The sequence below is a fragment of the Bacterioplanes sanyensis genome (genome assembly GCF_014652515.1).
In the GTDB taxonomy this organism is placed as follows: domain Bacteria; phylum Pseudomonadota; class Gammaproteobacteria; order Pseudomonadales; family Oceanobacteraceae; genus Bacterioplanes; species Bacterioplanes sanyensis.
Genome location: NZ_BMYY01000005.1, coordinates 219,941 through 238,949 on the forward strand (window position 1 = coordinate 219,941; position 19,009 = coordinate 238,949).

General features: G+C 51.5%; 17 protein-coding genes. 7 read left to right on the forward strand and 10 right to left on the reverse strand.

What is annotated here, in order from left to right; translation table 11 throughout:
- Window positions 1-50: 50 nt before the first annotated feature.
- On the forward strand, window positions 51-1,052 hold the full coding sequence (locus IE090_RS10025) for a hypothetical protein (RefSeq protein WP_189388233.1): 1,002 nt from the start codon (window positions 51-53) through the stop codon (window positions 1,050-1,052).
- Window positions 1,053-1,103: 51 nt separating this feature from the next.
- Here the strand turns inward: IE090_RS10025 and IE090_RS10030 are convergent, their stop codons facing one another.
- The gene (locus tag IE090_RS10030; protein WP_308428499.1) at window positions 1,104-2,738 is read right to left on the reverse strand and encodes a long-chain-fatty-acid--CoA ligase; all 1,635 of its coding nucleotides are present in this window, start codon (window positions 2,736-2,738) and stop codon (window positions 1,104-1,106) included.
- A gap of 149 nt (window positions 2,739-2,887) precedes the next feature.
- On the opposite strand from IE090_RS10030, the gene IE090_RS10035 reads away from it, so the two are divergent.
- The gene (locus tag IE090_RS10035) at window positions 2,888-3,898 is read left to right on the forward strand and encodes a 2-dehydropantoate 2-reductase (protein WP_189388234.1); all 1,011 of its coding nucleotides are present in this window, start codon (window positions 2,888-2,890) and stop codon (window positions 3,896-3,898) included.
- Here the strand turns inward: IE090_RS10035 and IE090_RS10040 are convergent, their stop codons facing one another.
- A complete protein-coding gene (locus IE090_RS10040; protein WP_229815672.1) occupies window positions 3,899-4,693 on the reverse strand; it encodes a GGDEF domain-containing protein in 795 nt (264 codons plus the stop codon).
- Between the two features lie 99 nt (window positions 4,694-4,792).
- On the opposite strand from IE090_RS10040, the gene IE090_RS10045 reads away from it, so the two are divergent.
- The 4 genes from IE090_RS10045 (at window position 4,793) to IE090_RS10060 (ending at window position 7,905) form a co-directional block, all read left to right on the forward strand.
- On the forward strand, window positions 4,793-5,596 hold the full coding sequence (locus IE090_RS10045; protein WP_189388235.1) for a methyltransferase domain-containing protein: 804 nt from the start codon (window positions 4,793-4,795) through the stop codon (window positions 5,594-5,596).
- The gene (locus IE090_RS10050; protein WP_189388236.1) at window positions 5,586-6,056 is read left to right on the forward strand and encodes a 2-thiouracil desulfurase family protein; all 471 of its coding nucleotides are present in this window, start codon (window positions 5,586-5,588) and stop codon (window positions 6,054-6,056) included. The genes IE090_RS10045 and IE090_RS10050 overlap by 11 nt, the downstream gene beginning before the upstream one ends.
- A gap of 714 nt (window positions 6,057-6,770) precedes the next feature.
- Complete coding sequence (locus IE090_RS10055; protein WP_189388237.1) at window positions 6,771-7,067, forward strand: hypothetical protein; 297 nt, start codon at window positions 6,771-6,773, stop codon at window positions 7,065-7,067.
- Between the two features lie 166 nt (window positions 7,068-7,233).
- Window positions 7,234-7,905 (forward strand): hypothetical protein, encoded by a 672-nt coding sequence (locus tag IE090_RS10060; RefSeq protein ID WP_189388238.1) that lies wholly within the window; start codon window positions 7,234-7,236, stop codon window positions 7,903-7,905.
- A gap of 117 nt (window positions 7,906-8,022) precedes the next feature.
- Here IE090_RS10060 and IE090_RS10065 read toward each other — a convergent pair whose 3' ends face one another.
- Entirely contained in the window at window positions 8,023-9,093 is a 1,071-nt protein-coding gene (locus IE090_RS10065) for a Glu/Leu/Phe/Val family dehydrogenase (protein WP_189388239.1), read from the reverse strand.
- 3 nt (window positions 9,094-9,096) lie between these two features.
- Window positions 9,097-12,591 (reverse strand): indolepyruvate ferredoxin oxidoreductase family protein, encoded by a 3,495-nt coding sequence (locus IE090_RS10070; protein WP_189388240.1) that lies wholly within the window; start codon window positions 12,589-12,591, stop codon window positions 9,097-9,099.
- 209 nt (window positions 12,592-12,800) lie between these two features.
- On the opposite strand from IE090_RS10070, the gene IE090_RS10075 reads away from it, so the two are divergent.
- Entirely contained in the window at window positions 12,801-13,304 is a 504-nt protein-coding gene (locus IE090_RS10075; protein ID WP_229815674.1) for an Lrp/AsnC family transcriptional regulator, read from the forward strand.
- Here the strand turns inward: IE090_RS10075 and IE090_RS10080 are convergent.
- The 6 genes from IE090_RS10080 to IE090_RS10105 form a co-directional block, all read right to left on the reverse strand.
- Window positions 13,297-13,944: a LysE family translocator gene (locus IE090_RS10080; protein ID WP_189388242.1), complete on the reverse strand. Its 648-nt coding sequence runs from the start codon at window positions 13,942-13,944 to the stop codon at window positions 13,297-13,299. The two genes, IE090_RS10075 and IE090_RS10080, sit on opposite strands and share 8 nt — an antisense overlap.
- Window positions 13,945-14,015: 71 nt before the next feature.
- Window positions 14,016-14,822, reverse strand: coding sequence for an AraC family transcriptional regulator (locus tag IE090_RS10085; RefSeq protein WP_189388243.1), 807 nt, complete (start codon window positions 14,820-14,822; stop codon window positions 14,016-14,018).
- A 92-nt stretch (window positions 14,823-14,914) separates the two neighbouring features.
- Entirely contained in the window at window positions 14,915-15,364 is a 450-nt protein-coding gene (locus IE090_RS10090) for a GNAT family N-acetyltransferase (protein ID WP_189388244.1), read from the reverse strand.
- A 658-nt stretch (window positions 15,365-16,022) separates the two neighbouring features.
- Window positions 16,023-16,664, reverse strand: a complete 642-nt coding sequence (locus tag IE090_RS10095; protein WP_189388245.1) for a hypothetical protein — start codon at window positions 16,662-16,664, stop codon at window positions 16,023-16,025.
- Window positions 16,651-17,454 carry a hypothetical protein gene (locus IE090_RS10100; protein WP_189388246.1) on the reverse strand — a complete coding sequence of 268 codons (804 nt, stop codon included), beginning with the start codon at window positions 17,452-17,454 and terminating at the stop codon, window positions 16,651-16,653. Before IE090_RS10100 ends, IE090_RS10095 begins: the two co-directional genes overlap by 14 nt.
- Before the next feature lie 582 nt (window positions 17,455-18,036).
- Entirely contained in the window at window positions 18,037-18,750 is a 714-nt protein-coding gene (locus tag IE090_RS10105; RefSeq protein WP_189388247.1) for an immunity 49 family protein, read from the reverse strand.
- Window positions 18,751-19,009: the final 259 nt, after the last annotated feature.

The following is a 19,009-nucleotide window of genomic DNA, read 5'->3' on the forward strand; positions in this document are numbered from 1 at the left end:
TAATTGAGGCTAATGAAATGATGACCTGGATACTCAGATCCGTGCTATTCATGGCGATATTATGCAACCATGTTTATGCCACTACGCTGGCCGACCTTAAACCCCACACTCCCACGGGCCAACCTTGGAATGAACAGTGGTTTTATTATTTTAATGACCCAAAGGTGGGGTATTTCAAAATCAGTATGCAAACCTTTATCTACGCCGATGACCCCGAGCTTAAAGAGCGGGGCTATTTGCATTTGGTGTACACCCCGTTAGAAGGAGACATTCGCACCTACGACTACCTATACAACGACGTTGAGGTCAGCGCCAAGCCAGAGACGGACCATGGCTTTGTATTTCGCATTCCTGGGGTTGCCGAGATGACAGAAACGTCAATTCGTATTAACACACCCGAGTTTTCTTTTTCATCCGAGCTAACTGGCCCCCATCAACACTACTGGCGGCTCAATAAAGGCGCCAGCCCGTACAGTTTATTAACGTCTTTACCCAATGTCGCCAACCGTTGGTTTGTTTTTAGCCTCGCAACCCCTGCGCACTACACTTTCAGTGCCGACTATGCCCAACACCAAGGCAGTGCCAGCACCTACATCGACAAAGGCTGGAGCACCAGCCAGGCGACCAACTATGCCTTTGTTATGGCCACTGAAGCAGAGCGTCAATTAATGCTCGCCGGCGGCTCAGATGAAGGCTTTGCCATTGAGATGTGGGCGGGGCGCTATCGCTCAAGTGACCATAGCATGACGTTTTTACCCTCAGTTGCAGGCCTAACCGTTGAACGTACCCTGCAGCCATGCGAAGGCAAACTTAACATGGTACTCAAAGGTCTAGGCAAAGAGTTACGTATTAATGCTCGTGCCAACATGGAAGACTTTGAAGATTCCACCCTGCCATCATTACAGGTATTTAATGCCGAGTATCCATCGGCTAAAACCATGAATGCGCAAATTGATGTTGAGCTGTATCGCTTCGGCAAACTCAAAGAAACAGCACACTTTCCACAAGGTGCGTTGGAGTTTGGCGGCGGCATGCATTGTAATGCCCAGTAACACGCCAAAGTGGTGCGGCACATACAGTGCCCGCACCATCTTTCGGCTTAGTTAAGCCGGCTCGCCTTCCATTAGGTAGTTTTCATACTGCTGTCGCAGATTTATTTTTAATAGCTTGCCTGTGGCTGTATGCGGCAGCTCGTCGACAAATAGAATGGCATCCGGCATCCACCATTTAGCGATTTTATCCGTCAGATAATCGCGAATGTCATCGGCACTGACCTCACTGCCTGGCTTGCGCACCGCCAGCAATAACGGCCGCTCGTCCCATTTTTCGTGACGGGCACCAATCACACAGCACTCGACTAAATCCGGGTGGCCGACGGCGGCGTTTTCTAAGTCAATGGAGCTGATCCATTCACCGCCGGATTTAATCACATCTTTTGAACGATCCACGATGTGCAAATAATTGTTTTCATCAATGGTGGCCACGTCGCCGGTATCAAACCAGCCATCAATAAAACTGCTGTCATCGTCGTTTTTGTAGTAGCTGCTAACAATCCACGGACCACGCACCAATAAACGGCCATAGGCTTTGCCGTCTTTGGGCAGCTCGTTGTGGTTGTCATCAACAATTTTCATTTCTACGCCATAAATGGGCCGGCCTTGCTTCAGTTGCAACTGATAGCGCTGCTCCAACGGCAAAGATTCCATATGGGCATTATGCGAGTTGACGGTGCCAATGGGGCTCATTTCTGTCATGCCCCAGGCATGGATTAAAAAAGCATCGTGCTTTTCCTGAAACGCCTTGATCATCGAATACGGCGCGGCCGCACCGCCCACCACAACGTTTTGCACTGACTCCAGCTTTTTGCCGATGGCATCCATATGATTCAGCAACATTAACCAAACCGTCGGCACACCCAATAATAAATCGGGCTGTTCAGCGTCAATCAATTCCCACAATGAAGCGCCGTCCATACCCGGCCCGGGAAAGACCTGTTTCGCGCCAGTGATGGCCGCTGAATATGGCGTGCCCCAAGCATTTACATGGAACATAGGCACGACTGGTAAAAAGCACGAGGTCGACGCCAGCCCCAGCGCTTCTTCACCAATCGACCCCATGGCATGAATCACCGTCGAGCGGTGGCTATACAATACGCCTTTGGGGTTGCCGGTGGTGCCAGAGGTGTAACACATGCTGGCCGCGCTGCGCTCATCAAATTCAGGCCAGTCAAACTGCTCAGATTGCTGCGCCAGCAAGGCTTCATAGCAGTGCACCTTGCTCAGCTTGGTTTCCGGCATATGCCCGGCATCGCACAATACAATGATGCCCTCAACGCCGCTGATTTGATCTTGAATGGCCTCTAGTAAGGGCACAAAGGTCAAATCAACAAAAATATAACGGTCTTCAGCGTGGTTGATGATGTACACCAGTTGCTCAGCAAATAACCTAGGGTTAATGGTGTGCAACACAGCACCATAGCCAGACACGCCAAAATACAATTCAAAATGGCGGTAGCCGTTCCAGGCCAGAGTGGCAATGCGATCCCCCTGCTCAATGCCCAAACTGGCCAGCAAGTTCGCTACCTGACGTGAGCGGCGAGCGGCATCGCGCATCTGGTAGCGATGAATATCGCCTTCGCAGCGACGGCTAACGATCTCACTGGTTGGATGAGTCGACTCAGCATGTTCCAGCAAACTGGAGATGAGCAATGGGCGGTCCATCATCAGGCCTTGCATCATGAGATACCTCTTTACTTTTATTTTTATCAAGACGCCTACAGTACGAATCACATGGAAGCAAAACAATAGCCATCACTGTAACGTTTTGTCACCCGCTTGTGCTCACCCAGCGACTCGGCAAAACTGGAGTCAGCTTTGAGAGGGTTTATATGCAAATTGTTATTTATGGCGCCGGCTCCATCGGCTGTTACTTAGGCGGTTGCTTACAGGCTGCCGGATTGAAGGTCACACTGCTGGGCCGTCCGCGCTTACAGCAGCTTATCGAGCACCAGGGCGCCATCGAACTCAGTGATTATCAAGGCCGAGCGCTGACCTGGCAGGCACCGGATTACAGCACAGATCCAACCGTGCTCAAGCGCGCCGACCTGATCTTGGTCACGCTCAAGTGCTTGGCGATGGAAGATGCTGCTGAACAACTGGCACAGTATGCACGCACCGGCATTCGCGTGGTGTGTCTGCAAAACGGCTTGGGCAGTGATGAGGCCGTGCGCCATCAGTGCCCAGATTTAACCGTGTTACGTGGCATTGTCGGTTTTAATGTGGTGGCTGATGGTCACCAGTTTCACCGCGGCACCGAGGGCGCGATTCACCTGCAACATGACCCAGCGTTGGCTCAGCTGCAACACGCTTGGCAACAGCAGGGGCTGGAGTGCCACCTTGAACAAGACTTTGATAGCGTCGCTTGGGCCAAGCTGCAGCTGAACCTCAATAATGTCATCAATGCGTTATCCGACTTACCGTTAAAAACCGAGTTAGAGCAACGTCCATACCGGCAAGTGTTGGCGCTGGCAATGCAAGAGCTGGCACTGGTTGCCCAAGCAAAAGGCATTGCTCTGGCACGCTTAACCGCCTTGCCCCCTGCTTGGCTGCCCAAACTTATCACCAGCCCAGACTGGTTGTTTAAGCGCTTGGCCAAACGCATGCTGGCCATTGACCCCAAAGCGCGTTCTTCTATGTGGGAAGACCTACAACAAGGGCGGCCAACGGAAGTGTTGTTCTTAAACGGTGCCGTGACCGCAGCCGGTGCAGAGGAAGGCGTGGCAACACCCGTGAATCAAATGCTGACGCAGTTAATGTTTGAGGTAGAGCGCGGCCAACGCCAGCCCGGCATCAGCGCAGCAGAGTTATGGCAGAAGGTAGAGACGCTACGTCAGCGATGATCAATGGCCGCTGCCGTCAAAGTCCCAGCTACTGTCGTCATCAGCGTCGGCGTTTTGCGCCTCGTCATCAGCGGGGGCAAACAAGTCATGCAGCAGGTCTTTTTCCCCTTGGCTAACCGCCACCTGGCTGCCAGCTTGGGCATAGCACACTCGATTGCGGCCCGATTCTTTGGCCCGATATAACTGAGCATCGGCTTCTTCCACCAGGCTTTGGCGGGTGTGCCACTGGCCATTGCCGTGCCAAGCCAGGCCGATGGAAGCCGTTACTGGAATCGCTTGCTGCTGCTCGTCATCGGCGTAAAACACCGCCTCTGCAATGGCCGCCCGTACTCGTTCAGCCACCTGAATTGCCAACCGCCGCTCGGTGGTGGGCAAAATCACGGCAAACTCCTCACCGCCATAGCGACATTGAACATCCAGTTTACGGGTGTTGTCACGAATGCAGTTGGCCGTGCCGCGCAACACTCGATTGCCGGCTTCATGGCCCCAATCGTCGTTAACCCGCTTAAAGAAATCCAAGTCGATCATCATTAATGCGGTGGCAATGCCAGTGCGCTGAGTGCGCTCCAACTCTTGCTCTAACGCTGCGGTAAAATGACGAACATTGAACAAGCCTGTTAATGGATCTGTCACCACCAGCTGGCGCAGCTCCATCAGCTCGTCAATAATCGCACAGTGCGACTCACCCACTGGACAGCGCGGCTCGCACATCTGAGGTTGTAGTGCGCCCGGCGAAGAATGTGTTTTTCGGTTCATGGCATCCGGCGCCGAATCCGAGGTATGGCCCTCAGACATAATCTTTCATCCCAACTGCAGACAAGTGCACAGTATAGACACATCGTCTTAGGCACGCTTCCCCAGTACAATGACGCAAAATAAACAGTAAAGCTGCCTATGACTACCCGCCCAATAACTGACACACAGCCAACCCAGCCCGATCGCAACTTTGACGATTTGGCCGAGCGCTTTGGCCGCACCATTTATGCCACTCCTCGCGGCCAGCTGCGCCTGCTGGCATTAGCGCAAGACTTTCACGATTGTGCCGTCGGTGCGCCACAGTCACTGTTGGATCTCGGCGGTGGCCAAGGCCAATTCAGCTTACAACTTGCTCAGCAAGGCACGCAGATAGATTTATTGGATGTGTCGAGCGAAATGCTGGCGTTGGCACGCGATCAATTTGCTGCTGCCCACTTACCCCTCACCGCACAGCTGGGCAGCTTGCAGCAAGTGAATGAGTTTTTTCCGCAGCAATATGCTCTGGTATTAAATCATGCCGTGTTGGAGTGGCTAGAGCGGCCTTTTGATGCACTGCCGCTGCTGGTATCCAAGGTTAAACCGGGCGGTTGGTTATCTTTGATGTTTTATAATTTACACGGCCATCAATGGCGACAATTAATGAATGGCCGCACCCATGCGCCTGCTGCAGCCACCGAACGTTTGCGCCAACAAGGCAATGCACCGCAACACCCGCTCGATCCAGATGAAATTGCCGACGTTTTGCAACAGTTGGGCATGACCATTAAGCGTTGGCGTGGGATTCGCTGCATACACGATCATATGCACCAAAAAATTCGCCAACGCATCGGTCAAGATGCCGTTAACCAAGCTGATTTAGAATTTGGTCTAAAAGAGCCCTATCGGCGCTTAGGGCGTTACGTGCACTTGTTGTGCAAAAAAGCAGATAACCATGACGAATAAAATACTGGTCAGCGCTTGCCTAATGGGTCAGCCCGTGCGTTACGATGGCCGCGCCAATGACGATAAAGTGGTTCACTGGCAAAGCTGGTTACAACATTGGCAGCAGCAACAACGCTTGGTGATTATTTGCCCTGAAGTGGCCGGAGGCTTACCCACGCCTAGGCCTGCAGCTGAAATACATCAAAACCGCGTCATTGCCAGCGATGGCCAGGACTTTACCAAGGCATTTGAATCCGGTGCGCGCCAAGCATTAAAACTGGCACAACAACACCAAGTGGCCGCTGCCTTGCTAGCTGATCGCTCGCCGTCTTGCGGCAGCCGCGAGATCTACGATGGTGAATTTTCTGGCCGGCTGATTCAGGGGCAAGGGCTGACCGCAGCCTTATTAAGTGAACATGGCATTGCCTGCTATGGGCCAGAGACGTTTGCGCAGCTGCTGGCGTTTTTAAAAGAAGAATAATGCATAGCCTGACTTGTCGTTGATTATAATAAACAAAACAGAAAATACCCTGTGATTGATATATTGATATTATGTTAACGACTCACAATCAGCGAATAGTTTGCGCTTGGTTTACTATAACGACAACTCTGGCATTATTGGGCCGATGATTACACCCTCGTTAACACTAGGGCACCTCTGCCATTTATCCTAAGACCCGAGGAGTCATTTAAAATCACCCGGGCGTACCCATTATTACCAACGGTAATTCCCACGTAATAATCAGCTATTGGCTCTGCTTCATTATCTTTATAAAGCCCATTGTCCTACAGATAGAATTCACCAAACCGACTACAATCAAGTGATATCGCATTATTAGATTCACCACCAAACTCAAGGAACCTCTGAATAATCCTGCACAGTTCTATGCAACAAAATCTTTCTCTAACTGGCTAGATCAGCGAACCGTTTTCGTGATACCGAGCCCTCTGACGAGAATTTCCACAACAGATTTTTTGTCAACACTAAACATTGCCTATGACACCACGTTCAATCCAAGCTCATCGAAGGCATGCCAGTGACGTCGTCAGGCCAAAGAATACTGTGGCAATATCGCGCCGATTCATCGGATAGAGAACCTCAAGGAATGAAATACATCACCATTCTATTGGCCAGCGTGCTGGCATCTTGCGCATTTGTACCGGCCGTCGATGAGCAACACAGATATGCGCAAGAGTGCGATATGTACACACGGCAGCTAGAATCGAGCAGTACGATCAATTCTGGAACTGCCAAGGCGGTAATCTGAACGAGTGTCTTCTCGGCGTGGCCATCGGCTTGCCTGCTATTACCTTGGTGGTGTCAGGCAGTGTGATCTTGATTGGCAATACACTGCATTGGGTTGAGTATGAAGGCACATGCGAGGGCGGAATGGTGGCTGAGTACGTAGGCTTATTCAAAAATAGCTTTGATGACGATGCCATTCCCGTGCCCCCAGCTAGCGATGACGTTCTATTAAAGGATGAGATTTAATCCACATCGTTAAGCTAGGGTTCATCTTGCTTGGCGTTTAATTGGCCTGCTCCTTAGAGAGCTGTTCAATCGTTCGATATAGTAAATAATGATGCTGTTAGATGGGATTTGATTTTTGCTTAAAGCCTACGTCACATTCCTGTTGTTATTGTACTCAACTAACTGTTTGGCCGATGCATATGAGCTAAATACTGGCATCACCATATACAAACGCATGACGGCGTTTGAGCATGAACAGTCTACTGACGCTGCATTCACCATGGACGGCCCAGCAAAACCTCGGCCCTGGCTCAGTATGAGTTTGGGTGATCAATATTTTGCTCAGTCACACTGGGGCTATACGGCGGGGTTCAGCTACTATATTCATCATGCCCATCAGCAAACCATTGAACGCAATGGGAAAATAACCTCAGTGAACCTCGATACTCGCAGCCGCACCGAGGTGCTGGCGATAAAACCGGCTTTGTTTTATCGTTTTGATCTACCAAGGGCCCACGCACTGAAGGTTGGCTTAGGCATGACCTTGGGTTACACCCGGATTCGTGGCAGCGCTTATCATACAGAAAGCAGAAACAGTCCCGCTTGCTACCAAGCTGCTAGCCAATATCTGCGTCAAACCCATGGTCACTCTAAAAATTTGATTTATCAGCATTGCGACCGTGCGTATTTCAATCGTGAAGGTAGCGCCCTAGGTTTTCAAACCTTTGTTGCTTATGAGCGAGAGCACTGGCGCTGGGAACTGGCTGTCGCCATTTATAACCAAACTCACGCACAAGATGACTATCATTTTTCTGCGCAGGAACTTAGCTTTGGGGTGGCACGACGCTGGTTTTTCTAAGCAATCAAGATGCATTGCACCCTACAGCAATGCCGCTTTATCAAAATGAAGCAGGTGCTGCCCAATGCAGCACCTACTAAGAATAAAAAGGGCAGCCCAATGGGCTGCCAAGGGAGATCAGAGGCTATGCTCTGGGGTACGAAGTTGTAGCCTTTCCTCGGCAATTCGGTTAGCTAGCAACTCAGTGGGTTCTCCGGTCGAGTCGGAGCGTTCAAAGATTTCAAACAGGGTATCGGCGATGCCATCAATGTGTGCACGCGCTTTTTTCGCCGAATACTCTGGGCCTTCATAAGACACGTCAATGATGCCGCCGGCATTAATCACATAGTCAGGTGCGTATAAAATACCGCGCTCCATCACCGCCTTATCGTGATGTTTTTCCGCCAGCTGATTGTTGGCAGCGCCAGCGATTACTTGGGCCTTTATTTGCGGCAGGGTTTTGTCATTAATGGCGCCGCCCATAGCGCAAGGAGCAAAGACATCGACATCGGCAGCAAAAATATCATCAACACTAACGATATTGGCATTCCAGCGCAGCTTGGCCATATTCAGCTTTTCTTCATGAATATCGCACACAGTCAACTCGGCACCGGCATCCACCAGATATTGCGCCAAATACATACCGACATTACCCAACCCTTGAATGGCAACGCGCACGCCTTTTAAGTCGCTACCGAGCTTATGCTTTACTGCGGCTTTAATGCCGACATAAACACCGTAAGCCGTCGACGGCGATGGATCCCCTGATACCGGACGGCCATCAACATCCAACTTGCTTTGAATGCCGGCCACGTGCGGTGTCATGCTGCCCATTTGCTCAATGTCCGGCACGCTGGTGCCCGAGTCTTCAGCGGCAATGTATTGCCCTCCCAGCGAGTGCACAAACTTGCCCATGGCTTGCAGCAACGCAGGTGTTTTTTGCGTTGCCGGGTCGCCAATAATGACGGACTTGCCACCGCCCAAAGGCAAATTAGCCATGGCCGATTTGTAGCTCATACCGCGCGACAAACGCAGCACATCGCTCAGTGCATCCTCATCTGAGGCATAGGCAAACATGCGGCAGCCACCGAGTGCCGGGCCACGACTGGTATTGTGGACGGCGACAATGGCTTTCAGACCTGTTGCTGGGTCGTGGTGAAAGTGCACATTTTCATGATGGTCAAAATCTTTATGCGAAAAAACGGACATAACTTACCTCTGACTGGCCGGTTGGAAGACTTTTACTGGGCTGCCAAAGAACTGCTCCAGTAATGCCTGCTCTTGTTGTTTAGCTTTTTCCAGGCTGGCCATTTTAACCGGCCCGAATCCTCGAATATCTTGTGGTAACTGCGCATATTGCATGGCCACCGTAATATTGCTGGGCGACAGTTGCTTGAGCATATCGCGCAGCGTCGCTTGATAGCGCTTAATCAGTTCGCGCTCCTCACGGCGCTCTGGGTGGTAGCCAAAAATATCCAGCTGGCTGCCACGCAGCCCTTTAAAGTGGCGCAGCAAACGAAAAACTTTCATCATCCAAGGGCCAAATTCCCGCTTAACCGGACGGCCAGTACCTGGGTTGGTTTTAGAAAAGATCGGCGGTGCCAGATGGAAGTTCAGTTTAAACTTGCCATCAAACTGCTCGCGCACGCTGTCGATGAATTTCGGGTCCGCCATCATGCGTGCCACTTCGTATTCATCTTTATAGGCCATTACCTTATAAAGATTGCGCGCTACCAGCTTGGTCAGGCGCGTGCTGCCGGCACATTTTTGTTGCTCAGCTTGCTGTACTTCTTGCACCAGTTGCTCGTATTGACGCGCGTAGGCTGCGTCTTGATATTCCGTTAGGCGCTGAATGCGATCGGCAATAATGTCTTCCAGCTTTTCCAATGGCTTAAATGGCTTAGGGGTGCCCGGCAGTTGATTCACAATGGTTTCGACCGCCAGCTGATCATGCGCTGCACGACGGCCCCACAATACAGCCTGTTTGTTGGCTTCAACCGCTGCGCCATTCAGCTCAATGGCCTCATCCAGCGCGTCAGGCGAAATGGGCAATAAACCCTGCTGCATGGCATAGCCGACCATAAACATATTGGTGGCCATGGCATCGCCCAGCAAGGCTTTGGCCAAGCGGGTGGCATTCACAAAACGGGTTTTGTCTTTGCCGACGGCATCAGCAATGGTGTCTTTCATCGCATCGGCTGGGAACTGGGCATCGGCGTTGCGGGTAAACTCCGCCGTGATGGCTTGATGATCGTTGACGATGCCGTAGGTGATTTTGTCGTTCACCTTCGCCAGGGTGTCATCGTTGGCGCTGACCACCAAATCGCAGCCTAATAATAGATTGGCTTCGCCTGCTGGAATGCGTACCGCGTTAATGTCGGCAGGTTTATTGGCAAAGCGCACATGGCTGACCACGGCACCAAACTTTTGCGCCAAGCCAGTCATGTCCAATACCGAGACACCCAACCCTTGAATATGGGCCGCCATGCCAATCACCGCCGCGGTCGTTACTACCCCAGTACCACCGACCCCAGTGATCACCATATTCCAGGTATTGCTGGCGTCGGCCAACTTAGGCTCGGGCAGGTTTAGCAAAGACGGGGCTTGGTTAACGACGTCACTGCTGGGCACATGCTTTTTCAGCGTGCCGCCTTCTACCGTAACAAAGCTTGGGCAGAAGCCATTCAGGCAGCTGAAATCTTTGTTACAGGCGTCTTGGTCAATGGTGCGTTTACGACCCAGCTCGGTTTCTTTGGGTACCACAGATAAGCAGTTCGATTGCACACTGCAGTCACCGCAACCTTCACACACCTCTTGGTTAATAATGACGCGTTTTTGCGGGTCTGGCATTTTACCGCGCTTGCGTCGACGGCGTTTTTCCGCCGCACAGGTTTGCTCATAAATCAGTACTGAGACGCCCGGCAACTCGCGCATGGTTTTTTGTACATGCTCAAGTTCATCACGATCATAAAATTTCGTGCCTTCGGCGAACTCATGTTTATTGGTGAATTTAGATAAATCGTCACTCACCAGATAAATATGCTTAACGCCTTCGCCATACAGCTGGTGAGTCAGCTGCATCACACTCATGGTGCCATCCAGAGGCTGACCACCGGTCATGGCGACGGCGTCGTTGTATAAAATTTTATAGGTAATATTGGCACCGGAGGCGATGGCCTGGCGAATGGCCAAGCTGCCCGAGTGGAAATACGTACCGTCGCCCAAGTTTTGGAAAACGTGCTTATCGCCAACAAACGGCGCCTGCCCGACCCAGGTCACACCTTCGCCACCCATTTGGGTAAAGGTTGAGGTAGAGCGGTCCATCCAGTTGACCATGTAATGACAGCCAATACCGCCCAAGGCGCGGCTGCCTTCCGGTACTTTGGTTGAGCTGTTGTGCGGGCAGCCCGAGCAATAATGCGGTACTCGGTCAATGCCGGTGCGCGGTTTGGCTAGGGCTTCTTCTTTTTTATTTAAAAAGCTCAGCCGCTCTTGCACCACCTCACTGGTGTAAAACTGTTTAATGCGATCGGCGATCACACGGGCAATCATCGCCGGTGTTAATTCGGTGGTATTGGGCAGCAGCAGGTTGCGCTGCTCATCAAATTCGCCCACCACTCTGGGGCGCTCTTCGACGGGCCAGTTATACAATTGGCCGGTGAGCTGATCTTCTAGAATGGAGCGTTTTTCCTCCACCACCAAGACTTCTTCCAGGCCTTTGGCAAACTCATGGGTCAGCACTGGGTCGAGGGGCCAGCTCATGCCCACTTTAAATACGCGAATGCCGATATCACAGGCAAGCTGATCATCAATGCCTAAGTCGGCCAGTGCTTGGCGCACATCCAGGTAAGATTTACCTGTGGTAATAATGCCTAATTTGGGCGCTTTGCTGTCGACCACAATTTTGTTGAGACCGTTGGCACGAGCGAAGGCGATGGCGCTGTAAATCTTGTAGCGGTTTAAGCGCTCTTCTTGGGCTTGGGGCGAATCTGGCCAGCGAATGTGCACACCGTCGGCGGGCAGTTCAAAATCGGTGGGGATATTAATCTTAATGCGATTTTGCTCAACATCCACCACTTGCGAGCTGTCCATCACCTCGGTAATGGCCTTCAGGCAGACCCAGCAACCGCTGTAGCGCGACAGCTCCCAACCGTAAATGCCGTAGTCCAGCACCTCCTGCACACCGGCTGGATTGAGTACCGGAATGCTGGCACCAATCATCATGTGTTCGCTTTGATGCGGCAGCGTCGACGATTTGGACGCATGATCGTCACCCGCCACCAACAGCACGCCACCGTGTTTGGAGGTACCGGCGGCGTTGGCGTGTTTAAACACGTCCATCGAGCGGTCCACCCCTGGCCCTTTGCCATACCACATGGCGAATACGCCGTCGTACTTGGCGTCGTCGTACATATTGGCCTGCTGACTGCCCCATACGGCGGTGGCGCCCAGATCTTCGTTAATGGCTGGCTGAAAGCGTACGTTGTGGTTCTTTAAAAACTTCTGGGCGCTCCACAAGGCACCATCAAGGCCGCCCAAAGGCGAGCCACGATAACCTGAGATATACCCAGCGGTATTGAGGCCGGCGGCCTTGTCACGCGCGGCTTGCAGCATGGGCAGGCGCACCAGCGCCTGGATACCGGTCATGTACACCTGGCCGTCGGTGCGGGTGTACTTATCATCAAGCGATACAGATTGCAGTCTCATGGTTGAGCTCCTGCGTTGTTATTTTTGTTTGGCTCGGCTCAGCGTTTTTTCAAACAAGTGTTTGGTTTTCGCTGTTTATTTTCATCCGCTTATTAAAGAGTTATCACAGGGTTTGAAGGCGAGCTATAGCTTCTAAAAAAAAACATAGAATTTGCCAAAACATGCCGCGAGAGATAGATTCAAGGCAAATTTATTCTTCAATGAGGCAGATGATGGAAGATCTATCCCAAGAAAAATGGACCAAAACTGACAAGAAAATTCTCAAAATATTGCAACAAGACGCCACCTTATCGGTGGCCGAAGTGGCCAATCAGGTAGGCTTGTCACAATCGCCTTGCTGGCGTCGGATAAATCGCTTAGAGCAAGCCGGCCTGATCCGTAAACGAGTGGCGCTTTTGGACGCACAAAAGCTCAGCTTGGGGGTCGTGGTATTTGTGAATGTACGTTTAAGCGGTCATGCCGATCAGTCATTAAGAGAGTTCGAAGAGGCCATTTGCGCCTTTCCGGAAGTGACCGAGTGCTACACCATGACCGGCAGCATGGATTTCCACTTACGCATCGTGGTGAAAGACATTCAGGGCTATGAGCGCTTCTTCCGCCAGCATTTATCGCAAATGCCGGCGGTGCGTGAGGTGCACAGCAGCGTCGCCATCACGCAACTGAAATACACTACCGAGCTGCCGTTGGATTTGCTCAACGACGAGCTTAAATAGCCGCCAGACGACTCAATAGAATGCCGCCGCCCAACACGCTGAAAATACCGCCACATAGGGCATCAATATAATGGCTGGCCCGCGCCAGCCGCTGTTGCATGGCAGACGACGACAGCCACCAGGCCAGCAACGCAAACCAGCCCAGCGACAAGGCAAACAACAACGCGGTGGCCAGCCCCTTTACCGCCAGGCTCACATTGGCAGGCACCAGAGTCGACATCAGGCTGACAAAGAACACCAAGGCTTTAGGATTAAGCAAGTTCGTCGCCAGCCCCTTTAATACTGCCTGCAAAGGCGAGTGCACCAAAGCAACCGATGCAGTCTCAGCCACAGCGACTTGCTGCCACCCTTGGTAGCTGGCCCACAGCGCCGTCACCCCCAAATACAACAAAAACCCACCGCCGAGCAGCTGCACCACAGCAAACACAGATTCATGTTGCTGAATCAGATAGCTCACCCCCGTTAAACTCAGCGCCGTGTGCAAAAGAATGCCCAGCGACAATCCCAACGCAATGCACAGCCCGCTGCGACGACCATGACGCGCCGCGTGTTGTACCACCAAAGCAAAGTCTGGCCCTGGGCTCAGCAGCGCAACGCTGTGCACCGCCGCCAAGGTCAACAACAGGGTTAACTCGTTCATACCACCTCAGAAAAATCGATGTATTTAAGGCTGCAGTGTGAAGCGAGCGCGAAAGTTTGGCTCGTATAAAATCAACGCCGCTCAGCCCCCTTCACTTGCGAAGGTGGCACGCCATATTGGCGCTTAAAGGCTTTGCAAAAATGCGCCTGATCGTAATACCCCACGGCATGCGCGACCTCGACCGGGCTTAAACCGGCTTGCAGGTGCTTCATGCCTTGCTCTAAGCGCAGCTGACTAAACCAGGCGTAAGGGGTTAAGCCGGTGGTGGCCTTAAAATGGCGCTGCAGCTGCGTGGGGGTTAAATCACACAGCTCAGCCAGCGACTGTAAACGCACCGGCTGATCAAGATGCGCCAGCAAATAGGCTTTTAATTCCGCCATATTTTGCTTACCCAGCTTGTTGGGCGACAAAGAGGCCTGAGCAGCATAGCGCTCGAACAGCAAATGAAACCCCTCCAGCGGTAAGCAATCCTGCGCCAACTGACTTAACTGTGATTGGCGCAGCAGCCGATGCAATTGGCGTAAAAACGCAAACACGTTTGCGTCTTTGACGACCAACTGATTGAAATGGATCAAACCTGAAGGATCTGACACATCGGCAAGCTGAGCCAACCAGTGCGGCTCCATGGCAAAAACGTTGACCTGATACCCCTGCTCCAGCTGAGCCTCGCCATCATGCAGTTCATCCGGTGGCATCAATACCAACTCGCCCGCCCCTGCGGTATAGCTTTGGCCACGGTAGCGAAAGCGCTGGACACCTGCGGTGATCAGACCGATGTGAAAATCGAGATGATAGTGACGCTGAAACGCAAACGCCTGGTAACTGGCATCGATCAGACTGATATCAGGCTGGGGGCGGTAATAACGAATATGATCCATAGGCACAATATCGCATTAGTAGTCACAATGTCGCATTAGGTGGCGACAGGCTAACGCGACTATGCGAAGTCGTCTTGTAAAAAAGCCGTGCCCTATTTAACTGCCGCAACTGGCAGCGCTAAAGAAACAAAATATTCATCTTGCGCCGTGACGTCATACCCCAAGGATTGATACAGCCGCACAGCCCTGTGGTTGCACTGAAAGCACGACAGCGTCACTGCACGCTGCTCTTCAGCCGCGAGGCGCTGCACCGCAATCATGGTTTTTTTACCCAAGCCCTGACCACAGTAGTCTTCAGCCAAGACAATCAGATGCAAGTGCAAGGCCTGATCATAGGGTTTAAAACACACCAACCCAACTTTAGCCTCGCCTTCGTACACCCAATGAAACCACTCGGGCTGATACTCATCTGCAATGCGCTGACGTTGAAAATCATCGTCCCAACCAAACACAGCATCGACATACGGGAATAACCCCTGCTTGATGAGCTGGAACACTTCTTCACAGTTGGGGTCTTTGATTGGGTGAAATGCGATGGTCATGGTTTCTCTATGCATTGTTGCAACGGACATATTCTTGATGGAGTGTACACAACAGCATTGCGAGAAACACACACATTGCGGGGGCAGCTATTATCGACTGAATCAGCAGCTCGTGTATTTTCAGTGCCAATAGAAAGTACTGTCGCAGACGCTTTCAAAGGAAATACCGGAACCCTCTCAAGAAAATCAATGCCAAAATTGAGCTTTCCATTCGCTACCTTGGGCGCGTCCTCAGGCCATTTTGCTTCGTTCTACTCTCACCAATGGAACTGCCCCTATCTGCGAGTTAAACCCAACCAGAAACGGTGAATGGCCCACTACAAGCCTGAGCTTCTGATTCAGGACACTAGGGCACCTATTACCATTGCAGAAACAACAAACAGAGCCAAGCCTCGAATGGTCTTCTGATAAACAGCATCCTCCAACCAGTATTTGCTCAAACATTGACGCCCAAGGCAACCGAGTAGCAGTGACAACCCCACAAACCCCGGAGCCACATACCGCCCTGGAGTAAAGCAGGCATACACACCCGCGACAGCGACTGCTACAGCCAAAACCAGCCAAAGTGTCGCAACGACTTTATTGTCTTTAGATTGAGCTTCCATATATCACCCTTTTTAGTTTTGTTCGTGCCCGATGCCTATTGGATATAGCAAATTTAAACTCCAGAAGCCACACCATAGTTGATATTGGGAAAGCTCTGAACGAGCCGATGGCCGGCGATCATATCGGCTTTAACTTGCTCAACGCCCTCTTGTAACTGCTCACGTTGGCGTTCGATGGTTTTTCGCATTTCGCTACCAATGACGTAGCCCATTTCATCGCTAATATCACGACTAAAGCCCGACTCTGGCTCAGTTAAAATACCGTTATTGGTGCCCGCTCGATAAATGTCCACGGCTTGGCGATTGGTTATGCCGTTATTATAAAAGTTGATCACATTATCGACATGAGGATCGATGGCTGTGCCAGCAGCAGCACTGTCTCGCTCCAATACCTTTTCAGCAATGGCCAAGGCCAGACCGTCGTATTCAGAGCTGCCGGGGCCGTTATAGGAGTTGGAGGAGGGGAGAGCCGCTATTGACAGAGAATCGTTTTTCAAAAAATCTACGCGCTTCAGCTTATCAACGATATCCCTAAGCGCTCCAGTACTAGTATATGTTGTTGGTAGGTAATAAATTTTCGTTAGTGCTTCGCCGTCTCCGCCATCGACCTCCACTACTGGACAGTATACTTCAGAACGCACCATAGATATATTCAGAAATAATAATATAGCAAACCCTAGCTTACGGTTGAGCATATTCTTCACACTCCTTTGCATTTACATCAACAGCTTTAATTAGCTGAGAAGAAAGCCATCGCTCGAATCCTTCATATGATTTTTTTCTTTCATCTGTGTTAAATACAAACGACGTTATAGCCGAACGGTATTCGCCAACCTCATAATCATTGGTACCAGAGTAAGAACCAAAGCATGCCACCATTTTCATGGATATTTCTTTCACTCTGCTAAGCTCTTCGAAGTCTCCTGACCCACCATTTTCCATCATCAGCTGAAGCCCATAAGCTCTCCACAAGCTCGCACGATAAAGCTGAAACTTACTGCCATATAGCTCGTACAGTCCATGCTCCACTTCATCGCGCACGCCATTGCCATCCGTATCAATGCCTTCGATGGTTTCGCGGGCAGCAAAGAATTTTGGCTTAGGCGGCAGTTTTTGCGCGTCGATTTCTTTAATGGTGAGGGTATGGCGGCTGGTATCGCTGGCGACTAACTCTACCTGGGTGTCTTCCACCACGTCTTGGCTGTGCAGCGTTAACTGGCCTTGCTCGTTTTTAACCAGCTCCAGCGGTGCATCGTCAGTGTCGACGATCCAGCTGACTGGGCGATGGTTAATATGGGTGGGCAATAGCAGTTGGCTGCGCTCATCCATACTGGCTGGCACTGTGCTTTCTTGCTCAGTGTTGGTGTCTGGTTCGGGTGCGACTTCCACGGTGCTGGAATCGCCCGATGAGCCGCTGCCACCGCAGGCAGCCAGCAAGGTACTGAGGGCGGCCAAGGTCACCCAGTGAGTGATGTGCGTTTTCATGGTTTGATCCTCAAGATTGGGTTAAACGCTGCTCGGCCACTTGCCTTCCTTGAGGTTAACCTCACACTGGGCGGGCGAGCTCCCTTTGTTGTCAATGCCGTGGTACTGAGTTGGGGTCAGAGCTTAAGCTCTGACCCCGTATCTACATTTTCTTTTTCGCCAAGCCCTATGCCCTCCTTGAGGGATCTTATCCCTCACGCCGGGCGGGCGAGCTCCCTGCTCTGCGCTGCACAGGCCGTGTTCCCTAAGTTGCCAATGCTGTGGTCGCCGCAACGCCAACAGCCTGCATCCCGGCAGGATGTTGGCTGGTGCTGCCGTCCGGGCAGCCCCTGCGGGCACAGCCATTGCCAACTCAGGCGGCCTGCTAAGGCGCGGAAAACCGAGGCGCCAAACCGAGATATAAAAAATCATCTCAAACTTTGCCGCGTCAAAGTCTCCAGTCATTAAAATCACTCTTGCAACACCAAATCGGCCTGAGATGGCGCCGCCAACCAGCGAAGGCGACCAAGCTGCTCGGGCGAGCGGCTTTCACCCTACCAGTAGTCGGCGAAATAGTTGGGGAAACGCTGCATTATGCTCATATTATTTCTCCAAAGGATTGCGTGTGCGCACGGGGAAATTAAGCCGCAAGCTGTCGTCGGCCAACGGCGGTAGCTGTGACCAATCCTGATGTTCCACCAACCACTGGGGAATATAGCGGTTTTCAACCGTCACACGATAACCTAAGCGGTCGTAGGCCAAGGCTGCTAGGCCCATTAGAGGCATTGACAATGCCGTATCTGGTGTCGCGATATCTGGGTCTTTTTTGTAGTACCGCTGATGCTGAAGCAGTGCGTTTTCTATCGCCTGGTTAAAACGTGCCTCACCTTCTTCGAAGGCAATGGTGGCGATGACGTCTATCGGTGGCAATAAAAGTAGCTCGGCGCGGTCCAGCTTGGCTGGGTTGCCATCCAAGGTGCTGGGGCTGAATTGGCATTCCAACAAAGCATCGCGAATATCGTGCTGTAGCTGAAGCTTTCGATACAAAGCTGCAGTTGTCGTGAACATGGTGTCTTTGAATGAGGTCACAGACAATACGGTTTTAAAGTCTATGCTCATCAAAAAATCAATGGCCTTTTGATTACGCGTAACCCAAGCTGTTTGTAGCGCTCTAAACCATTTTACCGCATCGGCAGTCTCTCCTTTCGCCCTGCCGTAGACTGGATGAACAGTTTCATCAAGCTCAAAATCAAACAGCTCACCGTCGTGCAATGGGCACTGAAACCAACCGAGAGAAAGCTGTTGCAAACGCCGCATAATATAGTAAGTGGTTTCCTTAGCAGGGTTGATATAGCACTCGCAGGCTAAGAAAACTCCGTAATCTCCGACCAAGTACTTTACCCATGGTTTGAACAATGGAAGTCTTCTCTCATAATCACCCAATTGGTCATCTATGTCGCTTTTCAAGGCGGGGAAGTTTTTCTGATAGTCCTCTTCAGTCAAAAGCGCTTGAATTGTTGTGGTCAACCCAAACCGGACACTTTTCTAAGCACATTTTTCAAATTCAATCGGTGTT